The organism is Streptococcus sp. CF8_St5-17 (assembly GCF_024295665.1).
Lineage (GTDB): Bacteria > Bacillota > Bacilli > Lactobacillales > Streptococcaceae > Streptococcus.
In genome coordinates, this window is the sequence record NZ_JANCOU010000002.1 from 124,531 (window position 1) to 141,150 (window position 16,620).

17 protein-coding genes and 1 other annotated feature are annotated in these 16,620 nt (G+C 39.1%); of the genes, 14 read left to right on the forward strand and 3 right to left on the reverse strand.

Annotation, left to right across the window (positions count from 1 at the left end):
* Positions 1-20: 20 nt before the first annotated feature.
* A complete protein-coding gene (locus tag NMM19_RS02965) occupies positions 21-1,103 on the reverse strand; it encodes a DEAD/DEAH box helicase (protein ID WP_254729892.1) in 1,083 nt (360 codons plus the stop codon).
* Positions 1,100-2,077, reverse strand: a complete 978-nt coding sequence (locus tag NMM19_RS02970; RefSeq protein ID WP_254729894.1) for a Gfo/Idh/MocA family protein — start codon at positions 2,075-2,077, stop codon at positions 1,100-1,102. Before NMM19_RS02970 ends, NMM19_RS02965 begins: the two co-directional genes overlap by 4 nt.
* Before the next feature lie 146 nt (positions 2,078-2,223).
* On the opposite strand from NMM19_RS02970, the gene NMM19_RS02975 reads away from it, so the two are divergent.
* From NMM19_RS02975 to sdbB, 10 genes are all read left to right on the forward strand, one after another.
* Complete coding sequence (locus NMM19_RS02975; RefSeq protein WP_178894925.1) at positions 2,224-2,898, forward strand: YoaK family protein; 675 nt, start codon at positions 2,224-2,226, stop codon at positions 2,896-2,898.
* A gap of 76 nt (positions 2,899-2,974) precedes the next feature.
* Positions 2,975-3,061: a sequence feature (ribosomal protein L21 leader region), on the forward strand.
* A 35-nt stretch (positions 3,062-3,096) separates the two neighbouring features.
* The gene (gene rplU, locus NMM19_RS02980) at positions 3,097-3,411 is read left to right on the forward strand and encodes a 50S ribosomal protein L21 (protein ID WP_000109141.1); all 315 of its coding nucleotides are present in this window, start codon (positions 3,097-3,099) and stop codon (positions 3,409-3,411) included.
* Between the two features lie 15 nt (positions 3,412-3,426).
* Entirely contained in the window at positions 3,427-3,771 is a 345-nt protein-coding gene (locus NMM19_RS02985; RefSeq protein WP_000613699.1) for a ribosomal-processing cysteine protease Prp, read from the forward strand.
* 16 nt (positions 3,772-3,787) lie between these two features.
* Positions 3,788-4,081: a 50S ribosomal protein L27 gene (gene rpmA, locus NMM19_RS02990; RefSeq protein ID WP_000916509.1), complete on the forward strand. Its 294-nt coding sequence runs from the start codon at positions 3,788-3,790 to the stop codon at positions 4,079-4,081.
* Positions 4,082-4,302: 221 nt separating this feature from the next.
* Positions 4,303-5,562 carry a UDP-N-acetylglucosamine 1-carboxyvinyltransferase gene (locus tag NMM19_RS02995; protein ID WP_254729896.1) on the forward strand — a complete coding sequence of 420 codons (1,260 nt, stop codon included), beginning with the start codon at positions 4,303-4,305 and terminating at the stop codon, positions 5,560-5,562.
* 16 nt (positions 5,563-5,578) lie between these two features.
* Positions 5,579-6,130 (forward strand): GNAT family N-acetyltransferase, encoded by a 552-nt coding sequence (locus NMM19_RS03000; protein WP_254729898.1) that lies wholly within the window; start codon positions 5,579-5,581, stop codon positions 6,128-6,130.
* Positions 6,123-7,400: a CBS-HotDog domain-containing transcription factor SpxR gene (spxR, locus tag NMM19_RS03005; RefSeq protein ID WP_254729900.1), complete on the forward strand. Its 1,278-nt coding sequence runs from the start codon at positions 6,123-6,125 to the stop codon at positions 7,398-7,400. Before NMM19_RS03000 ends, spxR begins: the two co-directional genes overlap by 8 nt.
* Before the next feature lie 15 nt (positions 7,401-7,415).
* Positions 7,416-8,276: a methionyl aminopeptidase gene (locus NMM19_RS03010; RefSeq protein ID WP_254729902.1), complete on the forward strand. Its 861-nt coding sequence runs from the start codon at positions 7,416-7,418 to the stop codon at positions 8,274-8,276.
* 127 nt (positions 8,277-8,403) lie between these two features.
* Entirely contained in the window at positions 8,404-9,111 is a 708-nt protein-coding gene (gene ccdA2 / locus NMM19_RS03015; protein WP_254729904.1) for a thiol-disulfide oxidoreductase-associated membrane protein CcdA2, read from the forward strand.
* A gap of 12 nt (positions 9,112-9,123) precedes the next feature.
* On the forward strand, positions 9,124-9,687 hold the full coding sequence (sdbB, locus tag NMM19_RS03020; RefSeq protein ID WP_254729906.1) for a thiol-disulfide oxidoreductase-associated lipoprotein SdbB: 564 nt from the start codon (positions 9,124-9,126) through the stop codon (positions 9,685-9,687).
* Positions 9,688-9,745: 58 nt separating this feature from the next.
* On the opposite strand, the gene NMM19_RS03025 is transcribed toward sdbB, so the two are convergent.
* Positions 9,746-10,732, reverse strand: coding sequence for an L-lactate dehydrogenase (locus NMM19_RS03025; RefSeq protein WP_045614994.1), 987 nt, complete (start codon positions 10,730-10,732; stop codon positions 9,746-9,748).
* Between the two features lie 196 nt (positions 10,733-10,928).
* On the opposite strand from NMM19_RS03025, the gene gyrA reads away from it, so the two are divergent.
* The 4 genes from gyrA to dapA all read left to right on the forward strand — a co-directional run bounded on the left by gyrA (position 10,929) and on the right by dapA (position 16,583).
* Positions 10,929-13,397 carry a DNA gyrase subunit A gene (gene gyrA / locus NMM19_RS03030; RefSeq protein ID WP_178894932.1) on the forward strand — a complete coding sequence of 823 codons (2,469 nt, stop codon included), beginning with the start codon at positions 10,929-10,931 and terminating at the stop codon, positions 13,395-13,397.
* Positions 13,397-14,146, forward strand: coding sequence for a class A sortase (locus NMM19_RS03035; RefSeq protein ID WP_214261826.1), 750 nt, complete (start codon positions 13,397-13,399; stop codon positions 14,144-14,146). Before gyrA ends, NMM19_RS03035 begins: the two co-directional genes overlap by 1 nt.
* A gap of 287 nt (positions 14,147-14,433) precedes the next feature.
* The gene (locus tag NMM19_RS03040; protein ID WP_254729908.1) at positions 14,434-15,510 is read left to right on the forward strand and encodes an aspartate-semialdehyde dehydrogenase; all 1,077 of its coding nucleotides are present in this window, start codon (positions 14,434-14,436) and stop codon (positions 15,508-15,510) included.
* A gap of 137 nt (positions 15,511-15,647) precedes the next feature.
* A complete protein-coding gene (gene dapA, locus NMM19_RS03045) occupies positions 15,648-16,583 on the forward strand; it encodes a 4-hydroxy-tetrahydrodipicolinate synthase (RefSeq protein ID WP_254729910.1) in 936 nt (311 codons plus the stop codon).
* Positions 16,584-16,620: the final 37 nt, after the last annotated feature.

Genomic DNA, 16,620 nt, shown 5'->3' on the forward strand with positions numbered 1-16,620 from the left:
TACCGATTTCTGTCCCACTCTCATTTGATATATAGTTCCTGATTTTTCAAGACAATTTCACGTACACTTGCAAATTTCTTCAGTTTTTTGAGGTCTTCTGGATGGGTTACAAGAGTAATCACATATCCTTCTTTGCCCATACGTCCAGTACGTCCAGCGCGGTGAGTGTAAGTTTCCATATCTCTAGGGATATCAAAGTTAACCACACATTCCAAGCTATCGATGTCGATACCACGAGCTAGAAGGTCTGTCGCAAGAAGTAGAGTCAGTTGATTATCTTTGAACTTTTCTAAGATAACTTTTCTAAATTTAACGTTGACATCGCTCGCAAGCGAAACAGCTAAAATATCACGATACTGCAATTTTTCCTCAGCGCTTCCAAGGTCTGACAAACTGTTAAAGAAGACGAGTCCACGGAAGTCATCGACATGTGCTAGTTTCCGAAGCATATCTACTCGGTGACGTTGGTCTACTTGCATGTAAAAGTGTTGGATGTTGTCCAACTTTTGATCAGAGAGGTCAATGGTGCGCGTGTTAGCTGCAATCTTATCTTGGTCAAACTTTGTAGTCGCACTCATATAGATGAGTTGGTGGTCACGAGGAGCGTAGTGGGTAATCTTTTCGACAAAATGGATCTGAGAATCGTCTAGCAACTGGTCAAATTCATCAAGAATAATAGTCTCTACATTCATCATCTTGATTTTTTTCAATTTGATGAGTTCAAAGATACGCCCAGGTGTTCCAATTAAAATTTCTGGTCCTTTTTTAAGTCGTTCAATTTGGCGTTTCTGGCTCGAACCGGATAGAAATAGCTGAGCTGTTAATCCGATAACCTCACCCCAGGTTTTAGTGACTTCAAAAATTTGTCCAGCAAGCTCAGTATTAGGTGCCAAAATTAATAGTTGTTGGGATTTTTTCTTTTGGAGTTTAAGTAAACTAGGTAGGAGATAGGCTAAAGTCTTTCCTGTTCCGGTTGGACTAACTCCGAGGAGTGATTCTCCTTCTAGAATAGGATTAAACAGTTGTTCTTGAATGGGAGTGAATTCTTGGAAACCTAGTTGGTCAATCAATTTTTGCCATTCGTTTGGTAGTTTCGTTTTCATTTTTCTGCCTCAAATCTAATGCCAGCATCTTGTCGCATGGTATAAAGTACTTGATGAACATCTGTTGCATCGGTAAGCCATCGCTGATAGAGAGTCTGGTCTGGTTGGTTAATCATATGTGCAAAAGCAGCGACTTCCTCTGTCATAGTGTGAGGTGCCTGCTGGATAGGAAGTTGAAGTTCATTTCCTTGATGGTCTATAAAAACAGCTGATTGGATATGCTCGATTGTATTAAGTGTCAAGGTTCCATCAGTAGTATAAATCTCACAAGGAAGATTAGAAGTGATATTCTTTCCTGCTTTGATATGCACTTGATAGTCAGGATAGTATAGCATGCCGTCACCGTTCAAATCGACGCTATTATCTAGTTTCTGAGCTTGATAGGTTGCGCCAAGAGGTTTCCCAAATAAGCGGACGGCAGCATAAATTGGATAGATACCAAGATCCATAAGCGCACCACCAGCAAAACGATCTGAGAAAACATTTGGTGTCTGTCCAGCAAGGAGATCAGGCATTTTTGAAGAGTACTTTGCGTAATTGAAGTCGGCCCCTAAAATATGTTTGTCTGCAAGAAAGTCTTTAATTGTGGCAAAAGCATCTTCATGGTAGTTACGTGCCGCTTCAAAGATAAAACATTGATGCTCCTTGGCTGTTTGAACTAAATCCTGCCATTCATGTGGTTGGGTAACAGCTGGTTTTTCAAGGATGACATGTTTTCCAGCAGATAAAGCCATCTTTGCCTGACTATAATGCAATGAGTTCGGACTAGCGATATAAACCACTTCGAATGAATCATTAAAGAAATCATTTAGCTGATCAAATAGCTTAACGCCTTGATACTGTTCAACAAACTTTTCTGCGGTTTCTATTTTTCTAGAATAGACTGCACTCAGTTGAAATTTCCCGCTAGTATGGGCAGCCTCTAGAAAATGATGGCTGATTGAACTAGTTCCTATGATACCAAGTTTTAGCATAGTTACTCCTTTTCCACAAGTAATGATTGATTTCATTATATCATAGAAAGAGCCAACTCGTTACCTTGAGATAATTCTTTTGCTTTGATACTTCGAAATTTCTAGAAAAAATGGTACAATAGTTACAGTAAATTTAGGAGTTTAGTATGAGATTATTACCTATGAGAAAAATTTCTCGTCATTCAAAAAGATTGGCGCTTTTTTTGACTTTTTGTGCAGGCTATGTAGATGCCTATACATTTATTGTAAGAGGGAATACCTTAGTCGCTGGGCAAACGGGGAATGTGGTATTTCTATCAGTCGGAATCGTTCAGAGAAATTTGGCTGATGCTGAAATAAAGATATTGACACTTTTATCTTTCATGTTAGGCGTTTTTTTGCTTACGATTTACAAGGAAAAACTTCGCATTGTTAAAAAACCCATTCTATCACTTGTTCCATTAGCTATTTTATCATTGATAATCGGCTTTATTCCATTGAGTGTTGATAATTTGTTTATTGTTCCTCCTCTGGCTTTTTGTATGGGTCTCGTTACAACAGCTTTTGGAGAGGTTTCTGGAATTGCCTATAACAATGCCTTTATGACGGGAAATATTAAGCGAACTATGTTGGCTTTTGGTGAATACTTCCGGACCAAGCATACAGCCTTTTTGATGGAAGGATTGATTTTTGTGAGCCTACTTGTTAGTTTCATTCTAGGAGTAGTATTTTCAGCTTACTTAACGATTATCTTCAACGAAAAAACAATTTTAGGTGTCCCTATCATGATGAGTATTTTTTATCTAAGTATGGTTTTATCTTCTTTGCAAAAAAAAGTCTAATAAAAGGCTGAATTTTGAGTGAAAATACTTGTCAAAAAATCGGAATCATGCTATACTTGTAGAGTTGACTATGCACATTCCTGTGCAACCGCACGAACATCGTCGCTTGATATTCAAGTATAAGTGGTTCGTCCCACGATGCTAGGCGAGTCTTCACAAAAATTCGGGGAAACCCCAAAAAATCATAGGAGGTGCATGATGAGCACATACGCAATTATCAAAACTGGCGGAAAACAAGTTAAAGTTGAAGTTGGTCAAGCAGTTTACGTTGAAAAATTGAACGTTGAAGCTGGTCAAGAAGTTACTTTTAACGAAGTTGTTCTTGTTGGTGGTGAAAACACTGTTGTCGGAACTCCACTTGTTGCTGGAGCTACTGTTGTTGGAACTGTTGAAAAACAAGGAAAACAAAAGAAAGTTGTTACTTACAAGTACAAACCTAAAAAAGGTAGCCACCGTAAACAAGGTCACCGTCAACCATATACTAAAGTTGTCATCAACGCAATCAACGCTTAATTTTAAGGAGAACACATGATACAAGCAGTCTTTGAGAGAGCCGAAGATGGCGAGCTGAGGAGTGCGGAGATTACTGGACACGCCGAGAGTGGCGAATACGGCCTAGATGTCGTGTGTGCATCGGTTTCTACGCTTGCCATTAACTTTATCAATTCCATTGAGAAATTTGCAGGCTATGAACCAATCTTAGAATTAAACGAAGATGAAGGTGGCTATCTGATGGTTGAAATTCCAAAAGATCTTCCTTCTCACCAGAGAGAAATGACACAATTATTCTTTGAATCATTTTTCTTAGGTATGGCAAACTTGTCGGAGAACTCTTCTGAGTTCGTCCAAACCAGAGTTATCACAGAAAACTAACACGGAGGAAAACATTATGTTAAAAATGACTCTTAACAACTTGCAACTTTTCGCCCACAAAAAAGGTGGAGGTTCTACATCAAACGGACGCGATTCACAAGCTAAACGTCTTGGAGCTAAAGCAGCTGACGGACAAACTGTAACTGGTGGATCAATCCTTTACCGTCAACGTGGTACACACATCTACCCAGGTGTTAATGTTGGTCGTGGTGGAGACGATACTTTGTTCGCTAAAGTTGAAGGCGTAGTACGTTTCGAACGTAAAGGTCGCGATAAGAAACAAGTTTCTGTTTACCCTATCGCAAAATAATCGCTCTATATACCATTAAATAAGGCTTTCCGAGTTTTCGGGAAGCTTTTTTTGAGTGAAATTTGAGAAAGAAAATTTTGAAATACGATACGGAAGCTATTAGAATTCAATTAAGTTTTAAGAAACTTATTTGATTTATTACGATAGATAATAAGAAAGAAATATGGTATAATATAGGGTGAGACCTTATGAATAAATAGTGAAAGAGTATATATATAATAATGAAAAAAATTGTCATTAACGGTGGGCGTCCATTAAAGGGTGAAATAACCATTAGTGGTGCAAAAAATAGTGTGGTAGCTCTGATTCCAGCTATTATTTTGTCAGATGATGTTGTTATCTTGGACTGTGTACCAGACATCTCAGACGTAGCCAGTTTAATTGAAATTATGGAAATCATGGGTGCGAGTGTTAAGCGCTATGATGATGTTTTAGAGATTGATCCTCGTGGTGTTCAGAATAAACCAATGCCATATGGTAAGATTAATAGTCTTCGAGCATCCTATTATTTCTACGGTAGTCTTCTTGGTCGTTTCGGTGAAGCAACAGTTGGTTTACCTGGTGGATGTGACTTGGGACCTCGTCCCATTGATTTGCACTTAAAAGCCTTTGAAGCTATGGGAGCAAAGACAACATACGAGGGAGATAATATGAATCTCTCAACTAATGGTTCAAAGTTACAAGGCGCAAGTATTTATATGGATACTGTCAGTGTCGGAGCAACTATTAATACGATGCTTGCAGCAGTAAAAGCTAAAGGACGTACAGTCATTGAAAATGCTGCTAGGGAGCCTGAAATTATTGATGTAGCTACTTTGTTAAATAATATGGGAGCTCATATTCGTGGTGCAGGTACGGATATGATTACTATCGATGGTGTTGAGTCCCTACATGGCACGCGCCATCAAGTTATTCCAGACCGTATCGAAGCTGGTACTTATATTTCTTTGGCGGCTACGGTAGGTAAAGGGATTCGTATTAATAATGTACTTTACGAGCATCTTGAAGGCTTTATTGCTAAGCTTGAAGAGATGGGAGTTCACATGACTGTTTCTGAAGATAGTATATTTGTAGAAGAGCAAAAAAATCTAAAAGCTGTTAATATCAAGACTGCTCCATATCCAGGATTTGCTACCGACCTTCAACAACCGATTACCCCTCTTTTGTTGAAAGCTGAAGGACGAGGAACACTGATTGATACCATTTATGAAAAACGTGTCAACCACGTCTTCGAATTAGCTAAAATGAATGCAGATATTAGTACCACGAATGATCACATTATCTATAAAGGTGGGAATCCTCTACATGGTGCAAGCGTAAGAGCTACAGACTTACGTGCAGGTGCAGCTTTGGTTATTGCTGGTCTAATGGCTGAAGGTAGAACAGAGATTACCAGTGTTGAGTTTATTTTACGAGGATACTCAAATATCATTGAGAAATTACGTAAGCTTGGAGCAGATATTGAGCTGATCGAAGATTAGCAATTTGAGGATAAGAATGAATATCTGGACAAAATTAGCAATGTTTTCTTTTTATGAGACGGAACGTTTGTATTTCCGTCCATTCTTTTTTACAGATGTAGATGACTTTCATGAGTTGGCATCAGACCCTGAAAATCTTCAATTTATTTTTCCTACACAAGCTAGTATTGATGAAAGTCAATATGCGCTTGCAAACTACTTTATGAAATCACCTTTGGGTATTTGGGCCATTTGTGATAAAAAAACAGAAAAAATGATTGGAGCAATTAAGTTTGAAAAACTGGACGAAATTAGAAAAGAAGCAGAAATTGGCTATTTTTTGAGGAAAGATTTTTGGTCTCAGGGATATATGACTGAAGCTGTTAGCAAATTGCGGGATTTATCCATGACAGAATTTGACTTAAAGCAACTATTTATTGTAACGCATCTGGAAAATAGCGCCAGTCAAAAAGTTGCGCAAAAATCAGGCTTTGTTCTATCTCGTCGTTTTAAAGGTAGTGACCGCTATACTCGTAAGATGCGGGATTATCTAGAATTTCGCTATACAAAAGGAGAGCTAAATGAGTAAACACCAAGAGATTTTAGCTTATTTAGAAGAATTACCAGTCGGAAAACGGGTTAGCGTTCGGAGTATTTCCAATCGCTTGGGAGTTAGTGATGGTACGGCTTATCGTGCTATCAAAGAGGCTGAAAATAGAGGTTTAGTTGAAACACGTCCTAGAAGTGGGACTGTTCGAGTAAAGTCAAAAAAAGTTGCTATTGAAAGATTGACCTTTGCAGAAATCGCAGAGGTCACTGGTTCGGAAGTTTTAGCTGGTCAAGCTGGTTTAGATAGAGAATTCAGTAAATTTTCCATCGGAGCAATGACTGAGAAAAATATACTTTCATACCTTCATGATGGTGGACTAGTCATTGTTGGTGACCGAACACGTATCCAATTATTGGCACTTGAAAATGAGAATGCTGTCTTGGTAACAGGTGGATTTGAAGTCCATAAAGATGTTTTGAATACAGCTGATAAGAAGAATATTCCAGTATTACGAAGCAAGCATGATACATTTACAATTGCGACGATGATTAACCGCGCTCTTTCAAATGTTCAGATTAAGACGGATATTTTAACGGTTGAAAAGATTTATCGTACTAGTCATGAATATGGTTTTTTACAGGAAACAGATACCGTAAAGGATTATTTGGACTTGGTTCGAAAGAATAGGACTAGTCGCTTCCCTGTTATCAATCAGCATAAGGTTGTTGTGGGTGTTGTAACCATGCGAGATGCTGGAGATAAATCACCAGGTACAACCATTGATAAGGTTATGACAAGAACAGTCTATATGACAGGCTTAGCAACGAATATTGCTAACGTGAGCCAGAGAATGATTGCAGAAGATTTTGAAATGGTACCCGTTGTGCGCAGTAACCAGACCTTGCTAGGTGTCATTACTAGACGGGATGTCATGGAAAAAATGAGTCGTTCTCAGGTTTCAGCACTCCCAACATTTTCAGAACAGATTGGACAAAAGTTGTCTTATCATCATGATGAAGTTGTCATTACAGTTGAACCCTTTATGCTTGAGAAAAATGGTGTCCTTGCAAATGGTGTCCTTGCAGAAATCTTAACCCATATGACTCAGGACTTGGTCGTTAATAGTGGGCGTAACCTCATCATTGAACAGATGTTGATTTATTTCTTACAGGCTGTTCAGATTGATGATGTTCTACGTATTCAAGCTAGAATTATTCACCATACGAGACGGTCGGCTATTATTGATTATGACATTTATCTCAATCATCAAATTGTATCAAAAGCAAATGTTACTGTAAAAATTAATTAGAATCTAGGAGAAAACATGATTACATTAAAATCAGCTAGAGAAATCGAAGCTATGGATAAGGCTGGTGATTTTCTTGCAAGTATCCACATTGGCTTGCGTGATATCATCAAACCAGGTGTAGATATGTGGGAAGTAGAAGAGTATGTTCGCCGTCGTTGTAAAGAAGAGAATTTCCTTCCACTACAAATCGGTGTGGATGGAGCCATCATGGATTATCCATATGCAACATGCTGCTCACTCAATGACGAAGTAGCTCATGCTTTTCCTCGCCACTATATTTTAAAAGAAGGTGATTTGCTCAAGGTTGATATGGTTCTTGGAGGACCGATAGCTAAATCAGACCTTGATGTTTCTAAATTGAATTTCAATAATGTCAAGCAAGTTAAGAAATATACGCAAAACTTTACGGGTGGATTAGCCGATTCTTGTTGGGCCTATGCAGTTGGTAAACCGTCAGAAGAAGTTAAAAACTTGATGGATGTTACCAGAGAGGCTATGTATAAAGGAATTGAACAGGCTGTTGTAGGAAACCGTATCGGTGATATTGGAGCTGCTATTCAAGAATATGCTGAAAGTCGTGGCTATGGAGTTGTTCGCGATCTTGTAGGACATGGTGTTGGTCCAACGATGCATGAAGAGCCAATGGTTCCTAACTATGGTATTGCAGGTCGTGGCCTTCGTCTTCGTGAAGGTATGGTATTGACAATAGAGCCGATGATTAATACAGGTGATTGGGAAATCGATACAGACATGAAAACAGGATGGGCTCACAAAACTATTGACGGTGGTTTATCATGTCAGTATGAACACCAGTTTGTTATTACCAAGGATGGACCTGTAATCTTGACAAGTCAAGGTGAAGAGGGTACTTATTAATCAAAAAAGGGAGCTGGGCTCCTTTTTTTATTCGTTAAAGTTGAAATTAAATTTGCGTAGCAGATATCTTACAAACGTTTTCTTTTGTAGTAAAATAAAAGATGACTATATGAAAGAAGGTTCTTAATTGGAAAGTATTATATTTTTTATCTCTGTGTTTTTAGCTGGTGTCTTGTCATTCTTTTCGCCCTGCATTTTTCCCTTGTTACCAGTCTATGCAGGTGTTTTATTAGATGATCAAGAACAGTCAAAAACATTTCGTTTTTTAGGTAAAGAGGTTGCCTGGTCAGGATTAATTCGGACACTCTGTTTTATTGCAGGTATCTCTTTGATTTTCTTTATTCTAGGGTTTGGAGCAGGATTTCTAGGTAACTTACTTTATGCTGATTGGTTCCGTTATGTCATGGGAGTCATTATTATCATATTGGGGTTGCATCAGATGGAAATCCTTCATCTACGTAAATTAGAGTTCCAAAAAACAGTAACATTTAATCAAAAACAGTCTAGTAAATATCTATCGGCCTTTTTACTTGGTATCAGCTTTAGCTTTGGTTGGACTCCCTGTATTGGTCCAGTTTTAAGTTCTGTTTTAGCACTGGCTGCCTCGGGAGGAAATGGAGCTCTTCAGGGGGCTTTATTGACCTTTATCTATACTCTCGGAATGGCGCTCCCATTTTTAGTATTGGCCTTGGCATCAGGTCTGATCATGCCTTATTTTAGTAGAATTAAATCTCACCTGCTCTTACTGAAAAGAATTGGTGGTTTACTGATTATTCTCATGGGAATTTTATTGATGTTGGGACAGTTAAATGTCTTATCTGGAATATTAGGATAAAAGGAGTTATTTATGAAAAAAATAATCTATTTTGGACTTAGTTTCTTATCTATCTTTCTTTTGATTGCTTGTGGTAAGCAAGGGAAGGAATCAAGTCAGCAAACTAAAACGAGTCAAACTCAGCAACAAGCAACGGTTAAGCAAATAGCTGTAGGAGCCGAAGCACCGGATTTTACGCTACAATCTATGGATGGAAAAGAAGTCAAATTATCTGATTATAAAGGTAAAAAAGTTTATCTTAAATTTTGGGCTTCTTGGTGCGGACCTTGTAAAAAGAGTATGCCTGAACTAATGGAACTAGCTGCAAAAGAAGATCGTGATTTCGAAATATTATCTGTGATTGCACCAGGTCTTCAAGGCGAAAAAACCATAGACCAATTTCCAAAATGGTTTGAGGAGCAGGGCTATAAGGATATACCTGTCTTATATGACACTAAGGGAACAACCTTCCAAGCCTATCAGATTCGAAGTATCCCAACTGAATACCTAATTGATTCAAATGGTAAAATTGCTAAGATTCAATTAGGGGCAATTAGTAACGCAGATGCGGAAGCAGCTTTTGCTCAGATGGATTAACGATATAAAAAATGTCTAGACTGGACTGTCTAGACATTTTTTTAAATATCTAATTAAATTAGTTTTTAGAAGCAGCTTGGAATTCAGGGTTCTTCCATGCTTCGTCAATAATTTCTTGCAATTCACGAGCAGAAGCTTGCATTTTTTGTGTTTCAGCGTCGTTCAATGGGATGTTAACTGGGCGAACGATACCGTGTGCACCAACGATAGCTGGTTGACCGATAAAGACGTTTTCAACTCCGTATTGTCCTTCTTGGAAGACTGAAAGTGGAAGTACGGCATTTTCATCATCAAGGATAGCTTTTGTGATACGAGCAAGAGCAACTGCGATACCGTAGTATGTTGCACCTTTTTTATTGATGATTGAGTAAGCAGCATCACGAACTGAGATGAAGAGTTCAACAAGGTCAGCTTCATTTAAGTCGCGGTTAGCTTGCAACCATTGTTCCAATTTAACACCGGCAACGTTAGCGTGTGACCAAACTGCAAATTCTGAGTCACCGTGCTCACCCATGATGTAAGCATGAACTGAACGAGCGTCAACGCCGATAGTTTCAGCAAGTGCTTGACGGAAACGAGCTGAGTCAAGTGAAGTACCTGAACCGATAACACGTTCTTTAGGGAATCCTGAGAATTTCCAAGTTGAGTAAGTCAAAATGTCAACTGGGTTAGCAGCAACAAGGAAGATACCGTCAAAACCAGACGCAACAACTTGTTCAACGATTGATTTGTTGATAGCAAGGTTTTTACCAACAAGGTCAAGACGAGTTTCACCTGGTTTTTGTGGAGCACCAGCAGTGATAACTACAAGGTCAGCATCCGCACAGTCTTCATACTTAGCAGCATAAATTTTCTTAGGCGAAGTAAAAGCAAGCGCGTGGCTAAGGTCTTCAGCATCACCAACTGCTTTTTCAAACAATTGAGGAATTTCAATGATACCAAGTTCTTGAGCAATACCTTGGTTAACAAGAGCGAAAGCGTAAGATGAACCTACGGCACCGTCACCAACGAGGATAACTTTTTTGTGTTGTTTAGTAACTGTCATTTGTCTAAACATCTCCTTTGTTTTTTTCAGGGGGGATTCCCCATTTGATTTCATTCTATCACTTTTAAATAGCTTTGTCACGGATATAACATCCAGATGAGAATGTAAACGTTTTAGGCATATCCAGAGACTGAAATTTAGGCTAAACTATGGTATAATATATCTAGTTACTAATAGGGAAATGAGGCATTTTTTAATGCAAGATAAAAATCTAGTGAATGTCAATCTGACAAAGGAGATGAAGACTAGCTTTATCGACTACGCTATGAGTGTAATCGTATCGCGAGCTCTTCCTGATGTTCGTGATGGGTTAAAACCTGTTCATCGTCGTATTTTGTACGGAATGAACGAATTAGGAGTTACGCCTGATAAACCTCATAAGAAATCTGCCCGTATTACAGGGGACGTAATGGGTAAATACCACCCACACGGGGATTCATCTATCTATGAAGCTATGGTTCGTATGGCTCAATGGTGGAGCTACCGCTATATGCTTGTAGATGGGCACGGTAACTTTGGTTCTATGGACGGTGATGGTGCTGCTGCGCAACGTTATACCGAAGCACGTATGAGTAAGATTGCTCTTGAAATGCTTCGCGATATCAATAAAAATACCGTTGACTTTGTTGATAACTATGATGCCAATGAACGAGAACCTGTTGTTTTACCAGCTCGTTTTCCAAATCTTTTGGTCAATGGTGCCACAGGTATTGCCGTTGGTATGGCGACTAATATTCCACCTCATAATTTGGGTGAAACCATTGATGCTGTTAAACTCGTCATGGATAATCCTGAAGTTACAACCAAAGACTTGATGGAGGTTTTGCCTGGTCCAGACTTCCCAACTGGTGCCCTAGTTATGGGTAAATCAGGTATTCATAAAGCGTATGAGACTGGTAAGGGATCTATTGTTCTTCGTTCTCGTACGGAAATTGAAGAAACTAAAACAGGTCGCGAACGTATCGTTGTTACTGAATTCCCATATATGGTCAACAAAACCAAAGTACATGAACATATTGTGCGTCTGGTTCAAGAGAAACGTATCGATGGAATTACTGCTGTTCGTGATGAATCTAACCGTGAAGGTGTTCGCTTTGTTATTGAAGTTAGACGCGACGCATCAGCTAATGTTATTTTGAACAACTTATTCAAGATGACTCAGATGCAGACTAGCTTTGGTTTTAACATGCTTGCTATCCAAAATGGTGTTCCAAAGATTTTATCGCTTCGCCAAATCTTGGATGCATACATTGAGCACCAAAAAGAAGTTGTGACTCGTCGTACTCAATTTGATAAAGAGAAAGCCGAAGCACGCGCACATATCTTGGAAGGTTTGCTGATTGCACTAGACCACATCGACGAAGTTATTCGTATTATCCGTGCCAGTGAAACTGATGAAGAGGCTCAAGCAGAATTGATGAGCAAGTTCAAGCTTTCTGAACGTCAAAGTCAAGCAATCCTAGACATGCGTCTCCGTCGTTTGACAGGTTTGGAACGTGATAAGATTCAGTCAGAGTATGACGAATTGATTGCTTTGATTGCTGATTTAACTGATATTCTTGCAAAACCAGAACGCGTAGCACAAATCATCAAAGAAGAATTGGATGAAGTCAAACGGAAGTTTGGAGATAAACGCCGTACTGAGTTGATGGTTGGTGAAGTCTTGACACTTGAAGATGAAGACTTGATTGAAGAGTCTGATGTTCTCATCACTTTATCAAATAAAGGCTACATTAAACGTTTGGACCAAGACGAGTTTACTGCCCAAAAACGTGGTGGACGTGGTGTTCAAGGTACTGGTGTTAAGGATGATGACTTTGTCAGGGAGTTGGTTTCTACCAGCACCCATGATCACTTGCTCTTCTTTACCAACAAAGGTCGTGTCTATCGTTTGAAAGGTTATGAAATCCCAGAATATGGTCGTACAGCCAAGGGATTACCTGTAGTGAACCTCTTGAAACTGGATGAGGGAGAAAGTATCCAAACCATTATTAACGTCGAATCAGAACGAAGTGATGATGCATACATCTTCTTTACGACTCGAGCAGGTATTGTTAAGAGAACTAGCGTAAAAGAATTTGCTAACATTCGTCAAAATGGTCTAAAAGCCTTGAATTTGAAAGATGAGGACGAATTGATTAATGTTCTTCTGACTCAAGAAGATACTGATATCATCATTGGTACTAAATTGGGATATGCAGTTCGTTTCAATCAATCATCCGTTCGTAGCATGAGTCGTAGTGCTACAGGTGTTAAAGGAGTAAATCTTCGTGAAGGTGATGCTGTAGTTGGTGCTAGAGTGATTACCGATCAAGATGAAGTTCTTATCATTACTGAAAAAGGATACGGTAAGCGTACAGTTGCCACTGAATATCCAACTAAAGGTCGTGCTGGTAAAGGTATGAAGACTGCTAATATTACAGATAAGAATGGTCATCTTGCTGGTCTTCTAACAGTAAAAGGCGACGAAGATTTGATGGTTATCACAGATACCGGTGTCATGATTCGTACAAATGTTGCCAATATTTCTAAGACTGGACGTTCAACTATGGGAGTTAAGGTTATGCGTCTAGATGAGAACGCTAAGATTGTAACCTTTACAACAGTTGCGGCAGCTGAGAAAGAAGAAGTTGGGGCAGAAAACGAAACAGAAAGTGAAGAATAATGTCTCAAAAAAGAACTAAGAGTAAAAAAAATAAACGTAAGAATCTGCTGATTAATATTTTAGCTGGCTTTCTAATCCTTTTGTCTCTAGCATTGATTTTTAACTCGAAGATACGTGACGTAATTATGATTTGGAATACCAATAAATATCAAGTAAGTCAGGTTTCAAAAGAGGAAATTGAGGAAAATAAAACTGCTACTGGAAATTTTGATTTTGACTCTGTAAAATCCTTATCTTCAGAGGCAGTACTTTCTGCTCAATGGAGTTCCCAGCAACTTCCAGTAATTGGTGGTATTTCTATCCCAGAACTTGAAATGAACTTGCCTATTTTTAAGGGGCTGGATAATGTTAACCTTTTCTACGGCGCTGGAACGATGAAAGCCAATCAGGTTATGGGACAGGGAAATTATTCATTGGCAAGCCACCGTATTTTTACTGGTAAAGATGCAGATCAGAAGCTATTTTCACCCTTAGCACGCGCTACTAATGGAATGTTCATTTATCTAACTGATAAAGAAAAGGTTTATAAATATGAAATTGTAGAAGTTAATAAGGTGACTCCAGATAGAATCGATGTTATAGAAGACCGAGATGGGGTTGACGAGTTGACTTTAGTAACCTGTGAAGATGCTAATGCTACAGAACGGATTATTGTTAAAGCAAATTTGAAAGAAGTTAAAAACTATTTAGAAGCTTCCCCAGAAATATTGCAATCATTTAATAAACCATATAAACAATTTTATGAATAGTAGAAGAGGTTGGGACAAAAGAGCCCGACCTCATTTTTTATTAGCAATCAAACTTTGACGCGGTAGCTGATTGAACTTTTTGTTCGTCTTTTAGACTCCAAAAAGCACCTAATCATCCTCGCGGGGCTGGGACTACGAAATCGAGACTTTGTCTATCGATTTCTGTCCCACCGCCTTTTCTTGTCAATTTCAGAAAATAGATAAGGTAAAGACTTTTCAATTTTTCTAAAAAGTAGTATAATGTTTCTATTATAGAAATTTTTAGAAAATTCAAAAAGAGGTTTGTTATGGGATATACAGTTGCTGTTGTCGGTGCTACAGGTGCCGTTGGTGCTCAAATGATCAAAATGTTGGAAGAATCAACTCTTCCAATCGATAAGATTCGTTACCTTGCATCTGCACGTTCTGCAGGAAAGGTCTTGCAATTCAAGGGCCAAGATGTGACTATTGAAGAAACAACAGAAGAAGCTTTTGAAGGAGTTGATATTGCTCTCTTCTCAGCTGGAGGTTCAACTTCTGCAAAATACGCACCTTATGCTGTTAAAGCAGGGGCAGTAGTTGTAGATAACACTTCTTACTTCCGTCAAAATCCTGATGTACCATTGGTAGTACCTGAGGTCAATGCCCATGCTCTTGATGCTCATAACGGGATCATCGCCTGTCCTAATTGTTCAACTATTCAAATGATGGTTGCTCTAGAGCCGGTTCGTCAAAAATGGGGCTTGGACCGTATCATCGTATCAACTTATCAAGCAGTTTCAGGTGCTGGTATGGGAGCTATTCTTGAAACTCAACGTGAGCTTCGTGAAGTCTTAAATGACGGTGTGAATCCACGTGATTTGCATGCGGAAATCTTGCCATCAGGTGGAGACAAGAAACATTATCCAATTGCTTTTAATGCTCTTCCTCAAATCGACGTCTTCACTGATAATGACTACACTTATGAAGAAATGAAGATGACAAACGAAACTAAGAAAATCATGGAAGACGATAGCATTGCCGTTTCAGCAACTTGCGTGCGTATTCCTGTCTTGTCAGCTCACTCTGAGTCTGTTTACATTGAAACAAAAGAAGTGGCTCCAATCGATGAAGTCAAGGCTGCGATTGCTGCCTTTCCAGGTGCAGTTCTTGAAGACGATGTGGCTCACCAAATCTATCCTCAAGCAGTCAATGCTGTCGGTTCACGTGATACATTTGTCGGACGTATCCGTAAAGACTTGGATGCTGAAAAAGGGATCCATATGTGGGTTGTTTCCGATAACCTTCTCAAGGGTGCTGCTTGGAACTCGGTTCAAATTGCAGAAACCCTTCATGAACGTGGTCTAGTTCGCCCAACAGCTGAGTTGAAGTTTGAATTGAAATAGGGAGCAAAACAGAAATCAGTAACTCGAAGAGTTGTTTTCTTCCTCGCTAGCTAGCGAATCTACTTATTTTACGAACAGAACGGGAGGCAAAGGCAAGTATGCCCCAGCCTCTTTCTTATATAGAGAAAGGTTTTCCTATGTCTTATCAAGATTTAAAAGATTGTAAAATTATCACTGCTTTTATTACTCCTTTTCATGAAGATGGTTCAATAAATTTCGACGCTATTCCAAAGTTGATTGAACACTTATTGGCACATCATACAGATGGAATTCTCTTAGCAGGTACGACTGCTGAGAGTCCAACCCTAACCCACGATGAAGAGTTGCAGTTGTTCGCGGCTGTACAAAAGGTTGTTAAAGGCCGTGTTCCTTTAATTGCGGGTGTTGGTACTAACGATACTCGCGACTCGATCGAGTTCGTTAAAGAAGTAGCGGAGTTTGGTGGTTTTGCAGCCGGTCTAGCGATTGTACCTTACTATAATAAACCATCTCAAGAAGGTATGTACCAACACTTTAAAGCCATTGCAGACGCATCAGATTTGCCAATTATTATCTATAACATCCCAGGTCGTGTAGTTGTCGAAATGACTCCAGATACTTTACTTCGTTTGGCTGACCATCCAAATATTATCGGTGTCAAAGAATGTACTAGTCTTGCCAATATGGCCTACTTGATTGAGCATAAGCCTGAAGACTTTTTGGTATACACTGGTGAAGATGGGGATGCTTTCCATGCTATGAATCTTGGTGCTGACGGTGTAATTTCTGTTGCTTCTCATACGAATGGTGATGAAATGCATGAAATGTTCACTGCGATTGAAGAGAGTGATATGAAGAAAGCGGCATCTATTCAACGTAAATTTATTCCCAAGGTTAATGCTCTCTTCTCATACCCAAGTCCTGCACCTGTTAAGGCAGTACTCAACTATATGGGATTTGAAGCTGGTCCAACTCGCCTCCCATTGGTTCCTGCGCCTGAAGAGGATGCTAAACGCATTATCAAGGTTGTTATTGACGGAGACTACGAAGCAACTAAAGCGACTGTCACTGGAGTTCTTCGACCTGATTACTAATATAACTAAGATAAATAGAAACTTCCTAACAAGTAAA

Bases quoted from the DNA above. Each gene is read 5' to 3' on its own strand.
- NMM19_RS03025 (WP_045614994.1), bottom strand. From the start codon at position 10,732: ATGACAGTTACTAAACAACACAAAAAAGTTATCCTCGTTGGTGACGGT.
- NMM19_RS03000 (WP_254729898.1), top strand. From the start codon at position 5,579: ATGAATATCTGGACAAAATTAGCAATGTTTTCTTTTTATGAGACGGAA.
- dapA (WP_254729910.1), top strand. From the start codon at position 15,648: ATGTCTTATCAAGATTTAAAAGATTGTAAAATTATCACTGCTTTTATT.
- NMM19_RS02995 (WP_254729896.1), top strand. From the start codon at position 4,303: ATGAAAAAAATTGTCATTAACGGTGGGCGTCCATTAAAGGGTGAAATA.
- spxR (WP_254729900.1), top strand. From the start codon at position 6,123: ATGAGTAAACACCAAGAGATTTTAGCTTATTTAGAAGAATTACCAGTC.
- NMM19_RS02985 (WP_000613699.1), top strand. From the start codon at position 3,427: ATGATACAAGCAGTCTTTGAGAGAGCCGAAGATGGCGAGCTGAGGAGT.
- rpmA (WP_000916509.1), top strand. From the start codon at position 3,788: ATGTTAAAAATGACTCTTAACAACTTGCAACTTTTCGCCCACAAAAAA.
- NMM19_RS03040 (WP_254729908.1), top strand. From the start codon at position 14,434: ATGGGATATACAGTTGCTGTTGTCGGTGCTACAGGTGCCGTTGGTGCT.
- NMM19_RS02975 (WP_178894925.1), top strand. From the start codon at position 2,224: ATGAGATTATTACCTATGAGAAAAATTTCTCGTCATTCAAAAAGATTG.
- sdbB (WP_254729906.1), top strand. From the start codon at position 9,124: ATGAAAAAAATAATCTATTTTGGACTTAGTTTCTTATCTATCTTTCTT.
- NMM19_RS03035 (WP_214261826.1), top strand. From the start codon at position 13,397: ATGTCTCAAAAAAGAACTAAGAGTAAAAAAAATAAACGTAAGAATCTG.
- rplU (WP_000109141.1), top strand. From the start codon at position 3,097: ATGAGCACATACGCAATTATCAAAACTGGCGGAAAACAAGTTAAAGTT.
- NMM19_RS03010 (WP_254729902.1), top strand. From the start codon at position 7,416: ATGATTACATTAAAATCAGCTAGAGAAATCGAAGCTATGGATAAGGCT.
- gyrA (WP_178894932.1), top strand. From the start codon at position 10,929: ATGCAAGATAAAAATCTAGTGAATGTCAATCTGACAAAGGAGATGAAG.
- NMM19_RS02965 (WP_254729892.1), bottom strand. From the start codon at position 1,103: ATGAAAACGAAACTACCAAACGAATGGCAAAAATTGATTGACCAACTA.
- NMM19_RS02970 (WP_254729894.1), bottom strand. From the start codon at position 2,077: ATGCTAAAACTTGGTATCATAGGAACTAGTTCAATCAGCCATCATTTT.